This is a genomic window from Streptomyces sp. bgisy130 (assembly GCF_057708345.1).
Window position 1 is genome coordinate 1 of the sequence record NZ_JBYISA010000039.1, and the last position, 21,224, is coordinate 21,224.

The following is a 21,224-nucleotide window of genomic DNA, read 5'->3' on the forward strand; positions in this document are numbered from 1 at the left end:
TCTAGGCGCGCGCCGGGAGCCCCGTGAGGGCGGTGACGACCGGGTCGAGTGCCTGGTTGATCTCGTCGCCGATGGAGCGGAAGAAAGTGATGGGGGCGCCGTAGGGGTCGTAGACCTCGTCGGACTCCGGGTTGGGCGCCAGCAGCCAGCCGCGCAGCGCCGCGGCGGCGCCGACCAGCGCACGGGCGCGCTCGACCAGCCCGCCGTCCGGCAGGTCCGGATCGGGCTCGGGCAGCGTGGCCGGGTCTATGGCCCGCACCAGCCGGTTGAACTCCTTCAGCGTGAAGGTGCGCAGCCCCGCCGAATGGCCCATCGAGATGACCTGGGCGCGGTGGTCGCGGGTGGCGGTGAGCACCAGGTCGGCGCGGATGACGTGCTCGTCGAGCAGCTCACGGCCGAGGAAGCCGGCCGGGTCGGCGCCGTAGTCGGTGAGCACCGTGGCGGCGTGCGTCTCCATCGGGGCGCCCTCGTGGCCCCAGGTTCCGGCGCTCTCCACGAGCAGCCCACCACTGCGGGAGGCACCGAGCCGCAGTTCCAGGGCATGGCGGTGCAGCCGCTCGGTGATCGGCGAGCGGCAGACGTTGCCGGTGCTGACGTGGAGAATCCGAAAAGGGGAGGGGGATACAGGGGTGTCGCCGCCTGGTCCCGCTATGCCACGCCCCAGGGGCGCCATCAATTGGCCACCTCGAGCTCGGGTACCACCTTGCGCAGCTCTTCCGCGCTGATCGCGCCCTCGCGCAGCAGCACCGGGATCCTGCCGGTGACATCGACGATCGAGGACGGAACGGCGGCGGGCGTCGGGCCGCCGTCCAGGTAGACGGAGACCGAGTCGCCCAGCATTTCCTGGGCGGCGTCGCAGTCCTGCGGGGAAGGGTGGCCGGTGAGGTTGGCACTGGAGACGGCCATCGGACCGAAGTCGGTGAGCAGCTCGATCGCGACGGGGTGCAGCGGCATCCGTACGGCGACCGTGCCGCGGGTCTCGCCCAGGTCCCAGGTCAGCGACGGCTGGTGCTTGGCGACGAGGGTGAGCGCACCGGGCCAGAAGGCGTCGACCAGCTCCCAGGCCTGCTCGGAGAAGTCGGTGACCAGGCCGTGCAGGGTGTTGGGGGACCCGACGAGAACCGGGGAGGGCATACCGCGGCCGCGGCCCTTGGCCTCCAGCAGGTCGCCGACGGCCTCGGCGCTGAAGGCGTCCGCGCCGATGCCGTAGACGGTGTCGGTCGGCAGCACGACCAGCTCACCGCGGCGGACGGCCGAGGCGGCCTCGCGCAGACCGGTGGTGCGGTCGGTCGCGTCGCTACAGTCGTATCGCCGTGCCATTACGGGACCTCCTCGTGCGAAACGAATACTTCGGATGCATCGGCTGCATCAGGCGCCGAAGCGGGCCACGTCATGGCGTCGCCCGGCGGGCGGTGGCGAAACGGGGCCTGTTGTTGAGGTCCGGGTGATCGGCCGCATCGGCCCAGCCCCGCTCCTCGGTGAAGATCCACGGCACCTGCCCGCCCTGGGTGTCGGCATGCTCGATGACGACCACGCCGCCGGGCCGCAGCAGGCGGTGTGCGGTCCGCTCGATGCCCCGGATGGTGTCCAGGCCGTCCTGGCCCGAGAACAGCGCGAGCTCGGGGTCGTGGTCGCGGGCCTCGGGTGCGACGTACTCCCACTCGGTCAGCGGGATGTACGGCGGGTTGGAGACGACCAGGTCGACCTGCCCGTCCAGTTCGGGAAGCGCGGTCAGCGCGTCGCCGTGATGGAGAACGACGCGGGACCCCTCGACGTTCTTACGGGCGTAGTCAAGGGCTTCTTCGGACAGCTCCACGGCGTGCACCCGCGAGCGGGGCACCTCCTGTGCCAGGGCGAGGGCGATCGCCCCCGAGCCGGTGCACAGGTCGACGATCAGCGGTTCGACGACATCCATGGCCCGGACCGCGTCTATCGCCCAGCCGACCACCGATTCGGTCTCCGGGCGGGGCACGAACACCCCGGGCCCGACGGCGAGTTCGAGGTAGCGGAAGAACGCCCGTCCGGTGATGTGCTGGAGCGGCTCACGGGCCTCACGGCGGGCGACGGCCTCCCAGTAGCGGGCGTCGAAGTCCGCGTCCTTGACGTGGTGCAGCTCCCCCCGTTTGACGCCGTGCACGAACGCGGCGAGTTCCTCGGCGTCGAAGCGCGGCGAGGGCACACCGGCGTCGGCCAGCCGCTGGGTGGCCTGAGCCACCTCGGCGAGCAGAAGGTTCACGGGGCCTTCCTCCTAGTGCGCTGCGTCTTCATGGTGCGGGTTCGCCGTCGAGCGGCCGGGGCCGGCGGGGACCGGGTCGTGCGGGCTTACTGGGCGGCGGCGAGCTTGGCGGCCGAGTCGGCGTCGACACACGCCTGGATGACCGGGTCGAGCTCGCCGTCGAGTACCTGGTCCAAGTTGTACGCCTTGAAGCCGACCCGGTGGTCCGAGATGCGGTTTTCCGGGAAGTTGTACGTCCGGATGCGCTCGGAGCGGTCGACCGTGCGGACCTGGCTGCGCCGGGCGTCCGACGCCTCCCGCTCGGCCTCTTCCTGGGCGGCGGCCAGCAGCCGGGAGCGCAGGATGCGCAGCGCCTGCTCCTTGTTCTGGAGCTGGCTCTTCTCGTTCTGGCAGGAGACGACGATGCCGGTGGGCAGGTGCGTGATGCGCACCGCGGAGTCGGTGGTGTTGACCGACTGGCCGCCGGGGCCGGAGGAGCGGTAGACGTCGATCCGCAGGTCGTTGGGGCCGATCTCGACCTCGACCTCCTCGGCCTCGGGCGTGACCAGCACACCGGCCGCGGAGGTGTGGATGCGGCCCTGCGACTCGGTGGCGGGCACCCGCTGGACGCGGTGCACCCCGCCCTCGTACTTCAGCCGCGCCCAGACGCCCTGACCGGGCTCGGTGGCGCCGCCCCCGCCCTTGGTCTTCACGGCGACCTGGACGTCCTTGTAGCCGCCGAGGTCGGACTCGTTGGCCTCCAGGATCTCGGTCTTCCAGCCGGCCCGCTCGGCGTAGCGCAGATACATCCGCAGCAGGTCGCCGGCGAACAGCGCGGACTCCTCGCCGCCCTCACCGGCCTTGACTTCAAGGATGACGTCCTTGTCGTCGCTGGGGTCGCGCGGGACGAGCAGCAGCCGCAGCTTCTCGGTCAGCTCCTCGCGCCGGGCGTCGAGCTCCTTGACCTCATCGGCGAAGTCCGGGTCGTCCTGGCTGAGTTCGCGCGCGGTCTCCATGTCCTCGCCGGTCTGCTTCCAGTCGCGGTACGTCGCGATGATCGGGGTCAGCTCGGCATAGCGCTTGTTGAGCCGCATGGCCTCGCGCTGGTCGGCGTGGACCGCGGGATCGGCCAGCCGCTTCTCGAGATCGGCGTGCTCGCCGACCAGTTCTTCGACCGCCTCGAACATCGTGGAGTTCCTCTACTGGCTGCTGTGATGACCGGAGTACCGGGGCGCCGGCCCGTCGGGGGTGCTGCGCCGCGGGCCCCGGGACCCCCGTACGGGGGCCAAGGGCCAGGACGACAAAACGCCGGTCCGGTCACCCCTGAGCAGGGGCGACCGGAGACCGGCGCCTTGAGGGTCGCTACTTCTTGGGAGCGGCGCCCTTGCCGAAGCGGGCCTCGAAGCGGGCCACGCGGCCGCCCGTGTCCATGATCTTCTGCTTGCCCGTGTAGAACGGGTGGCACTCGGAGCAGATGTCGGCGCGGACCGTGCCGCTGGCGACCGTGCTACGGGTGGTGAAGGACGCGCCACAGGTGCAGCTGACCTGGGTCTCGACGTACTCCGGGTGGATGTCGCGCTTCAAGGGATTCTCCTAGGTTCGGGAGTGCACCGGGTCGTGTCGCGGGTTGCGTCACGTGAACCGGGGCCGACGGTCCAGTCTGCCAGGACTAGCCGTATCTCCCAAAACCGGGGTGCGGCCGCAACTATTCCCTGCCCGGTTCCGGGGCCGCCGGACCCCGGAACGGCAGGGCATCGGCTACTTCACGTAGTTCTCCGTGCCGCCCTTGTCACCGGCCGAGCCCTTGATGGCGGACTTGGGGATCTCCTTGTCCTGCCGGAGCGCGTCCCAGACCTGGCGGCTCTGCTTGGTCAGCGGCAGCACCCGGTCGGGGTCCTGGGGGTCGTAGGTCACCGGCAGCGTCATCATGTCGATGTTCTCCGTGCCTATGTTGCCCAGGCTCTTGGCCAGGCCGGTCAGTTCACTCACCGAGTTGAGGTCGGTGTCGGTGGTGATGGCCTTGGTGGCGGTGTCGGCGATGTCGTAGAGCTTGGTGGGGTTGGTGAGCACCCCGACGTTCTTGACCTGCTTCATCAGGGCCTTGATGAAGGTCTGCTGGAGCTGGATGCGGCCGAGGTCACTGCCGTCGCCGCCGGGGACGCCGTGCCGGGTCCGGACGAGGCCGAGGGCGTGCTCACCGTCCAGCGTGTGGGTGCCGGGCTTCAGATGCAGATGGCTGCTGTTGTCGTCGATCGCCTTGCTGGTGGTGATCTCCACCCCGCCCAGCGCGTCGATGAGCTTCTTGAAGCCGGTGAAGTCGACCTCGAGGAAGTGGTCCATCCGGATGCCGCTGATCGATTCGACGGTCTTGACGGCGCAGGCCGGGCCGCCGACCTCGAACGCGGTGTTGAACATCGCCCGGTTCGCTCCGGGGACGTCCTTGCCGTCCTTGGAGCAGTCGGGGCGCTTGATCATGGTGTCCCGGGGGACGCTGACCACACTGGCCTTCTTACGGCCCTTGTAGACGTGCACGATCATCGCGGTGTCGGAGCGCGCGGCGCCCTCGTCCCTGCCGTACTCGTTGTTCTTGCCGGCGCGGGAGTCGGAGCCCATCACGAGGATGTCCATCGAGCCGTCGTCGACGTTCTTCGGCCGGTCGTGTCCGAGGGCGGCGTTGATGTCGACGCCCTTCAGATTGCCGTTGAGCTTGAAGTAGACGTAGCCGAGTCCGGCACCACCGAGCAGCACCACACTGGTCAACGCGCACACAGTGATGGTCACTACTCGGCGGCGCCGGGTCGGCCCCTTGCGCCGACGTCCCGTGGGACGTATGGCGCGGGCACGGCTTTCGGCCGTCTCCACGGTCCCGCTGCTGTCCGCCATCTGCTCCTCAGTCCTCGTTCGCTCGGCTGCCCTCGCCGCCGCCGTGCGGAGTGCTGCCACGGCGTTTTGCTCCTTGTCAGACGGGAGGTCGACGGGAAGGGTTGCACAGCGGGTCATGAGCGCTTTCTTAGAAATCCGCGGCGGCCGGGCAGCCGGCCCCGGGACCTTCGCCTTCCCTACCTGGGCTTTCGACCCTTTTTCCGCCATGGCTGAAACTGTGCGGCTTGCGCGGATCTGTGCGGAAGGTCTCAAGCGCGCCCGTGAGGCGGCCTCCGGGGCGCGGCTCAGGTCACAGATCACCGTCCGCGGACCGTGGCCATAGAGGCCGGGGGCCGCTCAGCACAAAGCCCCCCTCACCCGTGAGGGCGAGGAGGGCTCGGTGTACGGCGCCAGGACGCGCCCGGCGGGCGTCAGTCGTTGCCGTTGCCCGCGGTCGGGGTCGTCTTCTGGATCTGGAGCAGGAACTCCGCGTTGGACTTCGTCTGCTTCATCTTGTCCAGCAGCAGCTCGATGGCCTGCTGCTGGTCCAGGGCGTGCAGCACCCGGCGCAGCTTCCACACGATGGCGAGCTCGTCGCTGCCCATGAGGATCTCTTCCTTACGGGTGCTGGACGCGTCCACGTCCACCGCCGGGAAGATGCGCTTGTCCGAGAGCTTGCGGTCGAGCTTGAGCTCCAGGTTGCCGGTGCCCTTGAACTCCTCGAAGATCACCTCGTCCATCCGCGAGCCGGTCTCGACCAGCGCGGTGGCCAGGATGGTCAGCGAGCCGCCGTCCTCGATGTTGCGCGCCGCACCGAAGAAGCGCTTCGGCGGGTAGAGCGCGGTCGAGTCGACACCACCGGACAGGATGCGGCCCGAGGCCGGGGCGGCGAGGTTGTACGCACGGCCCAGACGGGTGATCGAGTCCAGCAGGACGACCACGTCGTGACCCAGCTCGACGAGGCGCTTGGCGCGCTCGATGGCCAGCTCGGCGACGGTGGTGTGGTCCTCGGCCGGGCGGTCGAAGGTCGAGGAGATGACCTCGCCCTTCACCGACCGCTGCATGTCGGTGACCTCTTCCGGACGCTCGTCGACGAGGACGACCATCAGGTGGCACTCGGGGTTGTTGCGGGTGATCGAGTTGGCGATCGCCTGCATGATCATGGTCTTGCCGGTCTTCGGCGGGGCCACGATCAGCCCTCGCTGGCCCTTGCCGATCGGCGTGACCAGGTCGATGATCCGGGTCGTCAGGCCGCCCGACTCACCCTCCAGGCGCAGCCGCTCCTGCGGGTAGAGGGGCGTCAGCTTCCCGAACTCCGGCCGTCCGCGGCCCTGTTCGGGCGCCACGCTGTTGACCGTGTCGAGGCGGACCAGCGCGTTGAACTTCTCGCGCCGCTCGCCGTCCTTGGGCTGGCGGACCGCGCCGGTGACGTGGTCACCCTTGCGCAGACCGTTCTTACGGACCTGAGCGAGCGAGACGTAGACGTCGTTCGGGCCGGGCAGGTAGCCGGAGGTCCGGATGAACGCGTAGTTGTCGAGGATGTCGAGGATGCCCGCGACCGGGATCAGGACGTCGTCCTCGGAGACCTGCGGCTCGTTGCCGAAGTCCTCACGGCCGCCGCGACGGCCCCGGCGGTCGCGGTAGCGGCCGCGACGGCCCCGGCGGCCGCCCTCGAAGTCGTCGTCGTCATCGGGACGGCGGTCGCCGCGGTCCCGCTGGCGCTGGCCGCCCTGACCGCCCTGACCGCCCTGACCGCCGCCGTCGCCGGCGTCGCCCTTACGGCGGTCGCGCTGGCGCTGGCCGCGGTCACCGCGGTCGCCACGGTCACCCTTCTGGCCGCGGTCCTGACGGTCGCCACGGTCCTGGCGCTCGCCCTTGCCGGGCCGGCCCTCGCCGGTCTCCTGCGGGGAGACCGCGGTGTCGGTCTTGGCTTCCGCCTTGACCTCGGTCTTCGCCTCGACCTTGGTGTCGGTCTTGAGGTCGCCCGAGGCGGCCTCGGGGCTGCCCGCGGCGGAGGTGGCGCGACGCCGGCGGCGCTCGCCGGCCGGCTGCTCGTCGCTGACCGGCTGACCGGGGATGTCGATCTGCTGCTGGGCCTGGTCCGCGGCCTTGTCGCCCTTGGCGGACTTGGCGGCCTTGCCGGCCGCCTGCTCCGCGCCGTCGTCGCTGGTACGGGCCTTGGAGGTGGTCCGGCGCTTGGGCTTGGTCTCGGTGTCGGCAGGCGCGTCGGCCTTGGCTGCGGAGCCTGAGCCTCCGGCCTGCTTCTCCTTGATGACCTCGATCAGCTGGCTCTTGCGCATCCGCGCGGTGCCCTTGATACCGAGGCCTGAGGCGACCTGCTGAAGCTCCGCCAGGACCATGCCGTCAAGGCCGGTGCCGGAACGGCGGCGCCGCGTGGTAGCAGGCGCGGCGGGAGCGTCCGTGGCGGGCGCGGTGGCACTGCCATCGGTGCGCGCGCCCATCAGATCGGTGGTGTCGCTCACGAAGGGTCCTTCCCTGGAGCGGGCGTCGGCCTGTCTGGCTCGGCGACCGGTTGTGCTGTCCGGCTGGGTCCTTGGTCTTGTGGACCGGTGCCGGGGCGGTGGTCCCGCCGGAAGTGGCGGAGAGATCAGTTCATGGCGCCGGCGTGAAGAGATGCAGAGTGGCCCATGTCGTCACGCCGATTCCGGAGCGTGCTCACACCTGCTCAGGCCATTGCTCCGAGCAGTTTGGGAGGCTCCCGGAAGAAAGTGGTCCCTATGGGGGACACGAAGCACCGCGCCACTCAGGCGTCGAGTACTGACTTGAGGTTAACACTACCGGGTCCAACAAACATTCCCCCTCTCCAAGACCGGCAATCGTCGATCACCCGCGTGATCACCCGGCGAGCGGCAGTACGCAGGTGCCCGCCGCATCGAGGGTCAGCCGGTTGGCCGCCCACCCCTCTCCCGCCAGTGCCGCGACCTTGTCGGCCGCCGCGTCCTCGACCAGCGCGAGCACCGTGGGGCCCGCACCGGACACGACTGCGGGGACGCCGTCCGCACGCAGTCGGTTCACCAGGGCCACGCTCTCCGGCATCGCGGGGGCGCGGTACTCCTGGTGGAGTCGGTCCTCGGTCGCGGCTAGCAGCAGCTCGGGGCGCCTGGTCAGGGCCTCGACGAGCAGTGCGGCGCGGCCGGCGTTGGCCGCGGCGTCCACATGCGGGACGGTGCGCGGCAGCAGTCCACGGGCGGTCTCGGTCAGCACCGGCTTCCCGGGGACGAAGACCACCGGAACGATGGAATCAGCGGGATCCATCCGGATCGCATGCGCGGTTCCGGTGTCCATCCAGGCGAGCGTGAATCCGCCCAGCAGACAGGCGGCGACGTTGTCGGGGTGGCCCTCGATCTCGGTGGCCAGCTCCAGCAGCGCGGCGTCGTCGAGCTTCTGTTCACCGCCTATCGTCACGGCGCGGGCGGCGACGATGCCCGCGCAGATGGCGGCCGAGGAGGACCCCAGGCCGCGGCCGTGCGGAATACGGTTGGCGCAGACGATTTCCAGGCCGCGCGGCTGCCCGCCGAGCAGCTCGAAGGCGGCGCGCATCGACCGTACGAGCAGATGACTCTCGTCGCGCGGGAGGGTGTCGGCGCCCTCACCTGCGATGTCGATGTGCAGTCCGGAGTCGGCGACGCGCACCACGACATCGTCGAACAGGCCCAGGGAAAGACCCAGGGCATCGAAGCCGGGACCGAGATTGGCGCTGGTAGCGGGGGTGCGCACCCGGACGGCGGCGGCGCGGAACGCGGGACCGGCCATCGCTCGATGACTCTCCTTGATTGATGCTGCGGTACTGCCCCGGAGCGCCGCGGCACCGAAGTGCCCGGCCGGTTCCTGGGGTCTGTTCTGACCTGCCCTGAACACCACTGCGTTATGCCGTGGGGAGGGGAGTTGGCTGCCAGCCTATCGAAGGAAGGTTCTGTCGCGACATAGGGCGCACAGGAGGCGCACGATGCGTGTCGCGCGCCTCCTGTGCCCCGACGCTTCCTTTGGTGATCTTTGCAGCCTTTGCGCAATTTGCTGCGCGGGGGGTGACGGGGCACGAGCCGCCCCGTCACCGGGTGCCGTACGCGCGCATCCGCCCGTACGGCCGCCGGGTCCTAGACGAGGCCCAGGCGCTCGGCCGCGGCGTCCGCGTCGATCGGGACCGTGACCGGCTGCGGCGCTCCGGCCACCGCCCAGTCCGGGTCCTTGAGGCCGTTGCCGGTGACCGTGCAGACGATGCGCTGGCCGGGGTCGACCTTGCCCTCCTCAGCGGCCTTGAGCAGACCGGCCACCGACGCGGCCGAGGCGGGCTCCACGAAGACGCCCTCCCGCGCCGCCAACAGACGGTATGCGGCCAGGATTTGACGGTCGGTCACGTCGTCGATGAAGCCGCCGGACTCGTCCCGCGCCTGCTGGGCGTACGACCACGAGGCCGGGTTGCCGATGCGGATCGCGGTGGCGATGGTGGTCGGGTCCTTGACGACCTCACCGCGCACGATCGGCGCGCTGCCGGACGCCTGGAAGCCCCACATCCGCGGGGTGTGCGAGGCGATGCCGTCGGCCGCGTACTCCTTGTAGCCCCGCCAGTACGCCGTGATGTTGCCGGCGTTGCCGACGGGCAGCACATGGATGTCGGGGGCGTCGCCGAGCATGTCGACGATTTCGAAGGCCGCGGTCTTCTGGCCCTCGATGCGCACCGGGTTCACGGAGTTCACAAGTGCGACGGGGTAGTTGTCGGACAGGCTCCGGGCCAGCGTCAGACAGTCGTCGAAATTTCCGTCGACCTGGAGGATCTTCGCGCCGTGGACCAGCGCCTGGCCCATCTTGCCGAGCGCGATCTTGCCCTGCGGGACGAGGACGGCGCAGACCATGCCGGCCCGGACCGCGTAGGCGGCGGCCGATGCGGAGGTGTTGCCGGTGGAGGCGCAGATGACCGCCTTGGCGCCCTCCTCCTTGGCCCGCGTGATGGCCATCGTCATGCCGCGGTCCTTGAAGGAACCGGTGGGGTTGGCACCCTCGACCTTGAGGTGCACCTCGCAGCCGGTGCGCTCGGAGAGCAGCTGCGCCGGGACGAGGGGGGTGCCGCCCTCCCGGAGGGTGACGACCTCGGTCGTGTCGCTGACCGGCAGCCGGTCACGGTATTCCTCGATGATTCCGCGCCACTGACGGCTCGCGGTGGAATTGGCAGACATGGGTTCCTTTACTCCCCTTCGACCCGCATGATGCTGGCGACACCGCGCACGGTGTCCAGCTCGCGCAGTGCCCCGACGGTCGACGACAGGGCCGCGTCCGCCGCTCGGTGGGTGACGATGACGAGGGATGCCTCGCCGTCCTTGCCCTGCTGACGGACCGTATCGATCGATACGCCGTGTTCGGCGAAGATGTTCGCGACCTGCGCGAGCACGCCGGGCTTGTCGGCCACATCGAGGCTGATGTGGTAGCGCGTGATGACCGCGCCCATGGGGCTGACGGGCAGCCGGGTGTAGGCGGACTCGCCCGGTCCGGTGGCCCCGGCGAGCTTGTTGCGGCAGACCGCGACGAGGTCGCCGAGGACCGCGGAGGCGGTCGGCGCACCGCCCGCCCCGGGCCCGTAGAACATCAGCTGCCCGGCCGCCTCGGCCTCGACGAAGACGGCGTTGTACGCCTCGCGGACCGAGGCGAGCGGATGCGTCAGCGGAATCATCGCGGGGTGCACCCGCGCGGTCACCGACGCACCGTCCGCGGCCCGCTCGCAGATGGCCAGCAGCTTGACCGTGCAGCCCATCCGCTTGGCGGAGGCGATATCGGCGGCGGTGACCTCCGTGAGGCCCTCGCGGTGCACATCATCGATGGTCACGCGGGTGTGGAAGGCGATACCGGCCAGGATCGCGGCCTTGGCGGCGGCGTCGAAGCCCTCGACATCGGCGGTCGGGTCGGCCTCCGCGTAGCCGAGCGCGGTGGCCTCGTCCAGGGCCTCGCTGTAGCCGGCCCCGGTGGAGTCCATCTTGTCGAGGATGAAGTTGGTGGTGCCGTTGACGATGCCGAGCACCCGGTTGACCTTGTCCCCGGCCAGCGACTCGCGCAGCGGCCGCACCAGCGGGATCGCACCGGCGACGGCGGCCTCGTAATACAGGTCCGCGCCATTGGCCTCGGCCGCCGCGTGCAGCGCCGCGCCGTCCGCCGCGACCAGCGCCTTGTTGGCGGAGACCACGCTGGCGCCGTGCTCGAAAGCGGTGGTGATCAGCGTGCGGGCCGGTTCGATCCCGCCGATGACCTCGATCACGACATCAATGTCGCCGCGTTTGACGAGCGCGGTCGCATCGGTGGTGACCAGCTCGGCCGGGACGCCCTCGCGCACCTTGTCGGGGCGGCGGACGGCGATCCCGGCGAGCTCCACGGGCGCACCGATACGGGCGGCGAGGTCGTCGGCGTGCGTCGTCATGATGCGCGTCACCTCTGAGCCGACCACACCACAGCCCAGGAGCGCCACTTTCAGCGGACGCGTACGCATCATTCGACCTCTGCTTCTCATCGATCAGCGAATTCCAGCTTGCTCATGCACAAGTCTCACGCACCGGACGGCAGTTTCCGCCCGTCGTCCAGATGCCGAGACATTTATTTCACCAGGGGTCGGGATCCGGCGATCCGGCCCTACCCGACATCCAACCGCAGGAGATCTTCCTCCGTCTCCCGCCGGACGATCACCCTGGCCGCACCGTCCTTCACCGCGACGACCGGCGGCCGCAGCGAGTGGTTGTAGTTGCTCGCCATGGAACGGCAGTACGCGCCGGTCGCCGGCACCGCGAGCAGATCCCCGGGCGCCACATCCGCCGGCAGGAAGGCATCGCGTACGACGATGTCGCCACTCTCACAGTGCTTGCCGACCACGCGCGAGAGCATCGGCTGGGCCTCGGAGGTGCGCGACACCAGCGCGACGCTGTACTCCGCGTCGTAGAGCGCCGTGCGGATGTTGTCCGACATCCCGCCGTCCACGGACACATACGTCCGCAGCCCGTCCAGCTCCTTGACCGTGCCGACCTCGTAGAGCGTGAAGGCCGTCGGGCCGACGATCGCGCGCCCCGGCTCGACCGACAGCCGCGGCACCCGCAGCCCCGCCGACTCGCACTCCCGGCGCACGATGTCGCCCAGCGCCGTCGCGATCTCGTGCGGCTCGCGCGGATCGTCGTCCGAGGTGTACGCGATGCCGAGGCCGCCGCCCAGGTCGATCTCGGGCAGCTCGATGCCGTGCTCGTCCCGTACCTCGGTCAGCAGCTGCACCACCCGGCGGGCCGAGACCTCGAATCCCGCCATATCGAAAATCTGCGACCCGATATGGCTGTGAATTCCGACAAGCTCCAGGCCGTCCAGCTTGAGCGCCCGGCGCACGGCCTCCGCCGCCTGCCCGCCGGCCAGCGCGATACCGAACTTCTGGTCCTCGTGCGCGGTCGCGATGAATTCATGGGTATGCGCCTCGACGCCGACCGTGACCCGGATCTGCACCCGCTGCCGCTTTCCCAGCCGCTCCGCAACATGGGCGACCCGCACCATTTCCTGGAACGAGTCGAGCACGATCCGCCCGACGCCCGCCTCGACGGCCCGGGTGATCTCCTCGGTGCTCTTGTTGTTCCCGTGCAGCGCGATCTGCTCGGCCGGCATTCCGGCCGCCAGCGCCGTCGCCAGCTCGCCGCCGGAACAGACGTCGAGATTCAGGCCCTCTTCGTGCAGCCACCGCACGATGGCCCGGGAAAGGAATGCCTTCCCGGCGTAGAACACATCGGCTCCCGGCCCGAAGGCGTCCTTCCAGGCCCGGCAGCGGGCCCGGAAATCGTCCTCGTCCAGGAAATACGCCGGGGTGCCGAATTCCGCGGCGAGCGCGGCGACGTCCAGCCCGCCGACGGTGACCACACCGTCGGCGTCGCGCTGGACCGTACGGGACCAGACCTGCGGGTCAAGGGTGTTCAGATCGGCGGGCGGCCCGGCGTAATGGCCCTCGGGCAGCACATCGGCGTGCCGGGGTCCTGCGGGGTGCGCGGAACGGCTCATAACAGTGGAGATCCCCTCAAAATCGTTCAGAGGTGTTCGGGAGCGGAGATGCCGAGCAGTCGCAGGCCGTTGGCGAGCACCGTCCGGCCGGCCTCGGCAAGGGCCAGCCGGGCGCGATGCACGGCCAAGGGTTTCTGCTCCCCGACGGGCAGCGGCGGATAGTCGTCATGCCACCGGAAGAACGCGTCCGCCGTCGCCTCCAGGTGCCGGACCACGCGGTCCGGCGCCCGCAGCCGCGCGGCGCTCTCGACGACGGAGGGGTAGGTGGCGAGGAGGGTGTGAAAACTCTTCAGGTCCTGCGCGGCGGAACCGGCCCCGTCCGACGAGCCGTCGTCCGCGGCCTGCCCGCGAACCGGAGCACCCACGTCCCCCGGCTCACTCCCGAAACCCAGATCCCGCGCGTGACGCCCGAGCGCCCGCGCCCGCGCATGCGCGTACTGCACCCGGAACCGCGGATTGCTCTCCCGCTGCACGGGCCTCTTGGGCACCCGCACCGGATCCTGCGCGGCCGGCCGCAGCAGCACCCAGCGCGCTTCGTCGGCGCCGAGGCGGGCGAGGAGGGTGGCGAAGTCGTACCGAGCGGGCGCGAGAACGGGCTGTTCACCGGCCCGACGGCCGCCGGGCCCGGCCGCCGCGTCGATCCGCGCCAGCGCCTCGGCGACCACGGCGGCACGGGCGTCACCCGCCGGACCGGCCGCAGAGCCGGCCACCGGGTCGGCCGCCACCGGGCTCTGCCCCGCAGCCGTTCCCCCGTAGCCGTCCCCTCGCGCCAGTACCTCCCGCACCAGCGCGATCTGCGCCCCGTCCCCCAACGTGAAGTTCAAGAACCCGGGCCCGGCGATCTCGACCCGGGCGATCCCGGCGCTTCCGCTCAGCCGCTTCCGCAGAATCTCGGCGACCTCCCGGGCCGGCCGCCCCGCCTGCCGGGCGAGCTGGAGCGCGACATTGGAGGCGTAGTCCCCACACCCGGGCCGCGGTGGCGGCTGCACCACGATCCGCGTCGGCACGGACACGGAGAGCTCCTGCTCCTCCACCGCACCACGCACGGAGCGCAGAACGGTGCGGGAGAGCTCAGCCGGGGTCACAGGACAAGCGTATGGGAGACCCGGGGTACCTATGCGACCCGGTTTCGTCCTGTGGACACTCCACGTCACGCTCCGGGGCGCCCGGTCACCGCTTCCCGGCTACTCCCCGCCCGCATCCACCACACCGACCCCACCGGACGCCGCGACCCCACCGGACGTGGCACCACGCCCCGCCCCTCCCCCGCCCCCGTCGCTCTCCCCGTCCTCGTCATCGGCCCCCTCGGGCCCACGCTCCCGTTGCCGCTGCCGCCCCTCCCGCACCAGCATCCCCACGATCCGCACCAGCTCGGCCGGCTCGAAGGGCTTCGCGAGAAACGCGTCCACGCCCACCGATTCGCCGTTGTCCACCTCACCCTGGGTGCACGCACTGACGATGGCGATCGGGATGTCCCACGTCCGCGGATCGGAGCGCAATCGCGCCGCGGTGTGCAGACCGTTGAGCCGCGGCATCACGACATCAAGGGTCACGACATCAGGTCTCACGTGGTGCACGACATCCAGACATTCGGCACCATCAGCCGCGGTCACGACCTCGAAGCCCTCCAGCTCGAGATTGACCCTGATCAACTGGCGGATCACCTTGTTGTCATCGACAACAAGGATCCGACCGGACAAGCCAGGCACACCATGAGACTAGGACCCCACCTGCGACTGCGTCCCGGTTTTCCCCACTTCCGCCCCCGTGCGAGGGACCTTTCCCCGAGCGTCCCGCACCGGGGCCCTCACATGCGCTAGGCGCCCTGGCCACCCCGTCGCACCCCCGTACATACCGCCGACGAAACCTGTTCATGAACACCCCATCAGAGCTGGTAGTGTTCTACCCGTCGCCACGAGAACACAGGCGGCAACGCCCCCGTAGCTCAGGGGATAGAGCAACGGCCTCCGGAGCCGTGTGCGCAGGTTCGAATCCTGCCGGGGGCACCTTGAATGAGGTGCCTGAAGACCCCGCCAGCGCAGAGACGCTGGGCGGGGTCTTTTTCATGTCTGCGCACCCTCGATGGTGAAGCGCGAGTAGCTGGTGTGATGCGAGCGGATACGCACCGTGTCCGGCGCACTCGGGGGCGACGGGGACGGCAGGGACGACGGTCGGTGGGTCCCGCTAAGCGCGTGTACCGGGCCACGTCTCCGTCGCATTCGAGGGATTGCCCCAGGAGTTCCTGAGCCCGGCGGCGGGAACCGCTGTGCATTTTGCGTGAGTTGGGTCCGGCGGGGAATGACGGTGCGCCACATTCGGGCGGGACGGCGGCTGGACACGGTCCGGGACACCGCAAAACCGGGCACCAGGCGCCTCGGCCAAGTGCCCGGTCAGTGAGGGGCGCGGGGGTGGGGTGGGGTCAGTTGTTGAGGTGGACCGGGAGGGATTCGATTCCGTAGACGATGGAGAGTTTGCGGAATTCGAGGTCCTCGGGTTTGGCGGCGAGGCGCATGTTCGGGAAGCGGCGTACCAGGGCGGGGTAGGCGGCGCGGAGTTCCATGCGGGCCAGTTCCGCGCCTACGCAGCGGTGAATTCCGTAGCCGAAGGCGAGATGGGAGGGAACGTTGCGGGTGGGGTCGAACTGTTCCATTTCCGGGCCCAGTTTGCCGTCCCGGTCCGCACCGCTCAGTGAGCACAGCACCACATCTCCGGAGGCGATCTGGACGCCGCCGATTTCCAGGTCCTCGCGGGCGAAGCGCGGGAAGGCGACCTGCACGACGGTCAAGTAGCGGAGGAGTTCTTCGACGTAGCCGTCCACGACGTCATCGTCGTCGTGGAGGGCGGCGAAGTGCTTGGGGTCCTGGAGGAGGACCAGGGCGCCGAGGGCCAGCATGCTGGCGGTGGTTTCGAAGCCGCCGGTGAGGACGCCGTCGGCGAGGCCGGCCAGTTCTTCGTCGCTGACCGTGTCGCCGTGTTCCTTCACGATCATGCCAAGCAGGCCGTCGCCCGGGTTTTCGCGCTGCTTCTTGACGATGTCCCGGAAATAGGAAAGGGATTCAGATATGGCGCCGAAGGACGCGTTCGCTCCGCTGAAAAGGTCGAAACGGGCGGCGCTGAGGCGTTCGAAGTCGGCGCGGTCTTCGTAAGGGACGCCGAGGAGTTCACAAATGACGAGGGAGGGGATGGGAAGGGCGAAAGAGTGGACGATGTCGACCGGGTCGCCGTTCTTTCCCGCCTTTTCCATCGCGTCGAGGCGCTCCTCGACGATTTCATGGATGCGGGGTGTGAGCCGCCCGAGGCGCCGCATGGTGAATTCGGGCGTCAGGAGCCGGCGGAGACGGGTGTGCACGGGCGGGTCGGCGAATCCGAGTCCACCGGGGTTCTGTTCGGCACCGGCGCCCGCCTTGCCGACGAGGTTGGTGAAGTCGGAGCTGAAGGCATTGGCCTTTCCCAGCACCGCCTTGACCTCGTCGTAGCCGGTCACCAGCCAGACGTTGGCGGCTATCGGCACGGGAAGCTTGCTGACGGGCTCCCGCTCCCGGACGGCCGCCAAATCGCCCACCGGGTTGAGGCCGTCGCGCCGCAATGGCATCAGGACGGACTCGGGCAAGAAAGACATTCGAGACAGGTCGAAGCCTTTCTTCTGTGTTCTCGCCAGATACATGCGGCCGGCCCAGGCGATGATCCGGGAACGGAGAGTCGTCATGACGCTAATACTGCCTTTCGTCGAGGGGGACGGTCACCCGCGCTCGGCGGCCCAAGACGGCCGGGACAGCACGGAACCCCCACTCGGCGTCTACGGGTGTGACGTACGCCATAGCCCCTCGCTTGCGGTGGTCATGGCACAGGTCCATGCCATCGACCGGAGTCTTCGGTCGTCCGCATCAGCGTGACGAGCTCGGCCTCGGCCTTCTTCTTCTATTCGGTCCGGACGAGTTTACAAAGTGCCATTGGCGGCGTTCACGGAACAACCCGGGATGCCCCTGGGGGACCCCTGGTTCATCCCTGACTCTTCCCTGACCCCTCTCTTAGACATGCGTCAGCCGCTCCACGTTGCCTCCACCCCCGCACACTTCCCTGTGGACCACCTCACCTTCGGCCGGCCGATGTCCGGATGACGGGCGGTTCGGGTGGAGTTGTGGAGGCGGTGAGTGTCGATGTGGTGAGTGTCGTGTGGCGAGAGTCGGCGTGCCGAGTGTCGACGTGCTGAGCGTTGAGTGCCGGCCCGGCCTGGTCCCCGCACCCTCGATGGTCACAGAACGTGACGAGTTGCGGACTCTCCGCGCCCTCCTTAGCGTGAGAGGAGAGCGGGGCAGCGGCACGGCGCGGTGCGAGAGGGCGGCGCGTGACGGAGAGGCCGCACTCGCAGCCGGGGAAGGGTGCGACAGGCACCGCACCGGCGGGGCGTCCGCCCCGGCCCGTCCGTTCAGTGACGCCCGGCAACTCCGCATCGGTTCACCCCACAGGGATTCCCCTGGGACTCTCCCTTCGCAGGAGGAAGCGCATGTTTCCGAAGTCGAAGTCCGGCAAGTTCGGCACGTTCGCCCTTTGCTTTCTGTCCGGTGCGCTGGCCGGGGTCCTGGTAGCCGGCCCCGCCCTGGCGGCCCACGACGGCGAGGGGGACGAGCTCACGGAGTACGAGGGGCGGGTCGTCGCCAAGGACGGCCTGGTGCTGCGCACCGGGCCGAGTACCGAGTTCCGTGCGATCGGCGTGAAGGAGTACGGGTCCGTCGTCGGGATCTCCTGCCGGCTCAACGGGCAGCTCGTCGAGGACAACCCGGTCTGGTACAGGCTCAGCGATGCCTCGTACGTCTGGTCCTCGACGCGGCACATCGTGAACGAGGGGGCGGAGCCGCGGTGGTGCTGAGGTGGCGTTGAGGCGGCGTGCCCAGGTGGTGCGTCCGCTGCGTACACCCCGAACGTCGCATCGGACATAACGGAAATAGCGGCTGCCGCTTGCTACGTTGCCAGGCATGACGGCAATGGCGAGGGCGGCGGCCGCGCGCCCGGCGGACACCCCTCCCCCGTTGCCGCTGCTGCCCAAGCGGCGGGGCATCGAACTGGCCCTCCTCGTAGGCGCGGTCCTGATCAGCGTCTGCGGGTATCTCGTGGTGGGGCTGGCCCGAGGGCATGCGCTGCCGGGCGGTGCGGTCCGGTACGGGGCGGGGCTCGCCGGGCTGGCGCTGCTCGCGCATCTCGCCGTCCGCTTCCGCGCCCCGTACGCCGATCCGCTGCTGCTGCCCACCGCCGTACTGCTCAACGGGATCGGGCTGGTGCTGATCTTCCGGCTCGATCTGGACACCCCGGGCGACCATGCCGCGCCCACCCAGCTGATGTGGTCGACGGTGGGTGTCGGGCTCTTCATCGCGGTGGTGGTGATGTTGCGCGACCACCGGGTGCTCCAGCGGTACGCCTATGTCTGTGCGGCGCTCGCGCTGGTGCTGATGGCCGCGCCGATTCTCTTCCCCGCGATCAACGGGGCGAAGATCTGGATCCGTATCGCCGGATTTTCCATTCAGCCGGGCGAGTTCGCCAAGGTGTTGATCACCGTCTTCTTCGCCGCCTATCTGGCCGCCAACCGCAGCGCGCTGGCCCACACGGGACGCCGGATGGGGCGGCTGCGGCTCCCCACGGGCCGGGTGCTCGGACCGATCGTCGCGATCTGGCTGATCAGCGTCGCGGTGCTGGTGCTGGAGCGGGATCTGGGCACCTCGCTCCTGTTCTTCGGGATCTTTGTCGTCCTGTTGTACGTGGCCACCGGGCGGACCGGATGGATCGCGGTCGGGCTGGTCCTGGCCGGCGTCGGGGCGGCCGCCGTCGGCACGCTGGAGCCGCATGTGCACAGCCGGGTCGAGGACTGGCAGCATCCGTTCGCCGGTATCGCGGCGGGCCGGGGGCCCGGTCAGCTCGCCCAGTCGCTGTTCGCGTTCGCGGCCGGCGGGATGCTCGGCACCGGCCTCGGCCAGGGCCACTCGTATCTGATCGGCTTCGCCATGAAGTCCGACTTCATCCTGGCGACCTTCGGCGAGGAACTCGGGCTGGCCGGGCTGACCGCGCTGTTCCTGCTGTACGCGCTGCTGGTGGCCCGCGGCTACCGGGCCGCGCTCGGGCTGCGGGACCCGTTCGGCAGCCTGCTGGCCGTGGGGCTGGCGGCGCTGCCCGCCCTTCAGGTCTTCGTCATCGCGGGCGGGGTGACAGGGCTGATTCCGCTGACGGGGATGGCGATGCCGTTTCTGGCGCAGGGCGGGTCGTCGGTCGTCACGAACTGGATCATCGTCGCGCTGTTGTTGCGGATCAGCGATCGGGCGCGGACACCTCGGCCGGATGGGGGCGGTTCGGGGGGCGCGGTGGGGAGCCGTAGCGGGGTGGTGGGGAGCCGTAGTGGGGCGGGGGCGGGCGCCCCGGCCGGGAGCTCTTCGGGGAGTCCGGCGAGGAGCCTGGTGGCGCAGGACGGGGGAAGTGACGCGGGGTTCGGGGCGCGGAGCTGGGTGGTGGGGTTTCTGAAGCCGACGCGGTCCCAGACGCCGGCTCGGTCCCAGACCCCGACGCGGTCCCACACGCCGGGGGCCGAGGCCCGGGCCCAGCCCCAGGAGCGGCCCCCGGACGGCCCGCCCCCGGCCTCCGCCGATGACGCCGCGTCACCGGAGGCGGGCCGTTGATCCGCTGTATTCGGCACACCGCCGCGTTCTCCTTCCTGCTCCTTGTCGCGCTCCTGGTCAACGCGGCGCGGGTGCAGGTCTTCGAGACGGAGAGATACGGCGCCAATACGGCCAACCGCCGGGGGGTGATCGCCCGTTACGAGCAGCCGCGCGGTGCCGTGCTCGTTGCGGGCCGGCCGGTCACCGGCTCCCGGGACAGCGGGGGGCGGCTGCGTTACGAGCGCACCTATACCGACGGACCGCTGTACGCACCGGTCACCGGCTACTCCTCGCAGATCTACGGGACCTCGCTGCTGGAGAGCGCCGAGGACGGCATCCTCTCCGGCTTCGACGACCGGCTCGCCACCTTCCCCTGGTGGGACCAGCTGACCCGCACCCACCGGCCGGGCGGCAGCGTGCACACCACCATCGACCCCCGTATGCAGCGCGCCGCGTTCGACGGGCTGGGCGGCAAGAAGGGCGCGGTGGCCGCGATCGAGCCGCGTACGGGGAGGGTGCTGGCGCTGGTGAGCACGCCCTCGTACGACCCGGGTGAGCTGTCCGGCAACGACGGCGCGGTCGGCGCGGCCTGGCACCGGCTGAACACCGCCGGGCCGCGGCCGATGCTCAACCGGGCGCTTCAGGAGACCTATCCGCCCGGTTCCACCTTCAAGGTCATTACCGCGGCGGCCGCGCTGGAGAGCGGCCAGGTCACCGATATCGATGCCCGGACGGACTCGCCCGATCCCTACCCGCTGCCCGGCACCGCCACCCTGCTCGGCAATGCCGCGGAGGGCTGTGCGGACGCCTCGCTGAAGGGCGCCTTCCGGGCCTCCTGCAACACCGTCTTCGCGCGGCTGGGTGCCGGGATCGGGCTGCGGGACATGGTCGGCATGGCCCGGCGGTTCGGCTTCAACGACGCCCGGCTGCGTATCCCCTCACCGGTCGCGCCTAGCAACTTCGATACCCGGATGGATGCCTCGCAGGTCGCGCTGTCCGCCATCGGGCAGTACGACACCGCCGCCACGCCGCTCCAGATGGCGATGGTCTCGGCGACGGTCGCCAACGGGGGCCGGCTGGCGCCGCCGACGCTGGTCGACAAGGTGACCGATGCCAGGGGCGTCATGATCGCGGCCGGTCCGCACCGCGCCACCCGCCAGGTGATCGGCCCGGTCGCCGCACAGCAGATCCAGGAGATGATGATCGACGTCGTCGCGCACGGCAGCGGCGAACGGGCCGCCATCAAGGGCGTCACGGTCGGCGGCAAGACCGGTACCGCGCAGCACGGGGTGCGCAACGAGGGGACGCCGTACGCCTGGTTCATCTCCTGGGCGCGGGCGAAGGACAGCTACGAGCCGGCCGTGGCGGTGGCCGTGGTGGTCGAGGACGCGGCCGCCGACCGCGCGGACATCAGCGGCGGGGGCAGCGCGGCGCCGATCGCGCGGGCGGTGATGGCGGCGGCGGTGCGCTAAGACGTCCGTGAGACG

At 70.1% G+C, this 21,224-nt stretch carries 16 protein-coding genes, 1 tRNA gene and 1 pseudogene; 4 read left to right on the forward strand and 14 right to left on the reverse strand.

Annotation, left to right across the window (positions count from 1 at the left end):
- Position 1 precedes the first annotated feature (1 nt).
- From AC3EUV_RS32140 to AC3EUV_RS32200, 13 genes are all read right to left on the reverse strand, one after another.
- On the reverse strand, positions 2-676 hold the full coding sequence (locus AC3EUV_RS32140) for an arsenate reductase/protein-tyrosine-phosphatase family protein (protein ID WP_432146429.1): 675 nt from the start codon (positions 674-676) through the stop codon (positions 2-4).
- Complete coding sequence (locus AC3EUV_RS32145; protein ID WP_432146428.1) at positions 673-1,320, reverse strand: L-threonylcarbamoyladenylate synthase; 648 nt, start codon at positions 1,318-1,320, stop codon at positions 673-675. Before AC3EUV_RS32145 ends, AC3EUV_RS32140 begins: the two co-directional genes overlap by 4 nt.
- A gap of 70 nt (positions 1,321-1,390) precedes the next feature.
- The gene (gene prmC / locus AC3EUV_RS32150) at positions 1,391-2,236 is read right to left on the reverse strand and encodes a peptide chain release factor N(5)-glutamine methyltransferase (protein WP_042148741.1); all 846 of its coding nucleotides are present in this window, start codon (positions 2,234-2,236) and stop codon (positions 1,391-1,393) included.
- A gap of 86 nt (positions 2,237-2,322) precedes the next feature.
- Entirely contained in the window at positions 2,323-3,402 is a 1,080-nt protein-coding gene (gene prfA, locus AC3EUV_RS32155) for a peptide chain release factor 1 (RefSeq protein WP_432146427.1), read from the reverse strand.
- Positions 3,403-3,577: 175 nt separating this feature from the next.
- On the reverse strand, positions 3,578-3,799 hold the full coding sequence (rpmE, locus tag AC3EUV_RS32160) for a 50S ribosomal protein L31 (RefSeq protein WP_432146426.1): 222 nt from the start codon (positions 3,797-3,799) through the stop codon (positions 3,578-3,580).
- A gap of 174 nt (positions 3,800-3,973) precedes the next feature.
- On the reverse strand, positions 3,974-5,098 hold the full coding sequence (locus AC3EUV_RS32165; protein ID WP_432146437.1) for an LCP family protein: 1,125 nt from the start codon (positions 5,096-5,098) through the stop codon (positions 3,974-3,976).
- 410 nt (positions 5,099-5,508) lie between these two features.
- Positions 5,509-7,560: a transcription termination factor Rho gene (rho, locus tag AC3EUV_RS32170; protein ID WP_435604466.1), complete on the reverse strand. Its 2,052-nt coding sequence runs from the start codon at positions 7,558-7,560 to the stop codon at positions 5,509-5,511.
- Between the two features lie 373 nt (positions 7,561-7,933).
- Positions 7,934-8,851, reverse strand: a complete 918-nt coding sequence (gene thrB, locus AC3EUV_RS32175) for a homoserine kinase (protein WP_432146424.1) — start codon at positions 8,849-8,851, stop codon at positions 7,934-7,936.
- A 341-nt stretch (positions 8,852-9,192) separates the two neighbouring features.
- On the reverse strand, positions 9,193-10,269 hold the full coding sequence (gene thrC, locus AC3EUV_RS32180) for a threonine synthase (RefSeq protein ID WP_042148722.1): 1,077 nt from the start codon (positions 10,267-10,269) through the stop codon (positions 9,193-9,195).
- Positions 10,270-10,277: 8 nt separating this feature from the next.
- Positions 10,278-11,570, reverse strand: coding sequence for a homoserine dehydrogenase (locus tag AC3EUV_RS32185; RefSeq protein WP_432146423.1), 1,293 nt, complete (start codon positions 11,568-11,570; stop codon positions 10,278-10,280).
- Between the two features lie 137 nt (positions 11,571-11,707).
- Entirely contained in the window at positions 11,708-13,099 is a 1,392-nt protein-coding gene (lysA, locus tag AC3EUV_RS32190; protein WP_432146422.1) for a diaminopimelate decarboxylase, read from the reverse strand.
- A gap of 26 nt (positions 13,100-13,125) precedes the next feature.
- Positions 13,126-14,184, reverse strand: coding sequence for an ArgS-related anticodon-binding protein NrtL (gene nrtL / locus AC3EUV_RS32195; protein ID WP_432146421.1), 1,059 nt, complete (start codon positions 14,182-14,184; stop codon positions 13,126-13,128).
- Positions 14,185-14,283: 99 nt separating this feature from the next.
- A complete protein-coding gene (locus AC3EUV_RS32200; RefSeq protein WP_432146420.1) occupies positions 14,284-14,808 on the reverse strand; it encodes a response regulator in 525 nt (174 codons plus the stop codon).
- Between the two features lie 225 nt (positions 14,809-15,033).
- Between AC3EUV_RS32200 and AC3EUV_RS32205 the strand changes: the two genes are divergently transcribed.
- Positions 15,034-15,105: transfer RNA gene (locus tag AC3EUV_RS32205), tRNA-Arg, on the forward strand.
- 413 nt (positions 15,106-15,518) lie between these two features.
- On the opposite strand, the gene AC3EUV_RS32210 is transcribed toward AC3EUV_RS32205, so the two are convergent.
- A complete protein-coding gene (locus AC3EUV_RS32210) occupies positions 15,519-16,805 on the reverse strand; it encodes a cytochrome P450 (RefSeq protein ID WP_432146252.1) in 1,287 nt (428 codons plus the stop codon).
- Between the two features lie 798 nt (positions 16,806-17,603).
- Here AC3EUV_RS32210 and AC3EUV_RS32215 point away from each other — a divergent pair.
- The 3 genes and pseudogenes from AC3EUV_RS32215 to AC3EUV_RS32225 all read left to right on the forward strand — a co-directional run bounded on the left by AC3EUV_RS32215 (position 17,604) and on the right by AC3EUV_RS32225 (position 21,209).
- Positions 17,604-17,966: an SH3 domain-containing protein gene (locus AC3EUV_RS32215; RefSeq protein ID WP_432146251.1), complete on the forward strand. Its 363-nt coding sequence runs from the start codon at positions 17,604-17,606 to the stop codon at positions 17,964-17,966.
- Positions 17,967-18,081: 115 nt separating this feature from the next.
- Positions 18,082-19,440: pseudogene (locus AC3EUV_RS32220) on the forward strand (FtsW/RodA/SpoVE family cell cycle protein); the annotation flags it as partial.
- A gap of 314 nt (positions 19,441-19,754) precedes the next feature.
- The gene (locus AC3EUV_RS32225; RefSeq protein ID WP_432146249.1) at positions 19,755-21,209 is read left to right on the forward strand and encodes a penicillin-binding transpeptidase domain-containing protein; all 1,455 of its coding nucleotides are present in this window, start codon (positions 19,755-19,757) and stop codon (positions 21,207-21,209) included.
- Positions 21,210-21,224: the final 15 nt, after the last annotated feature.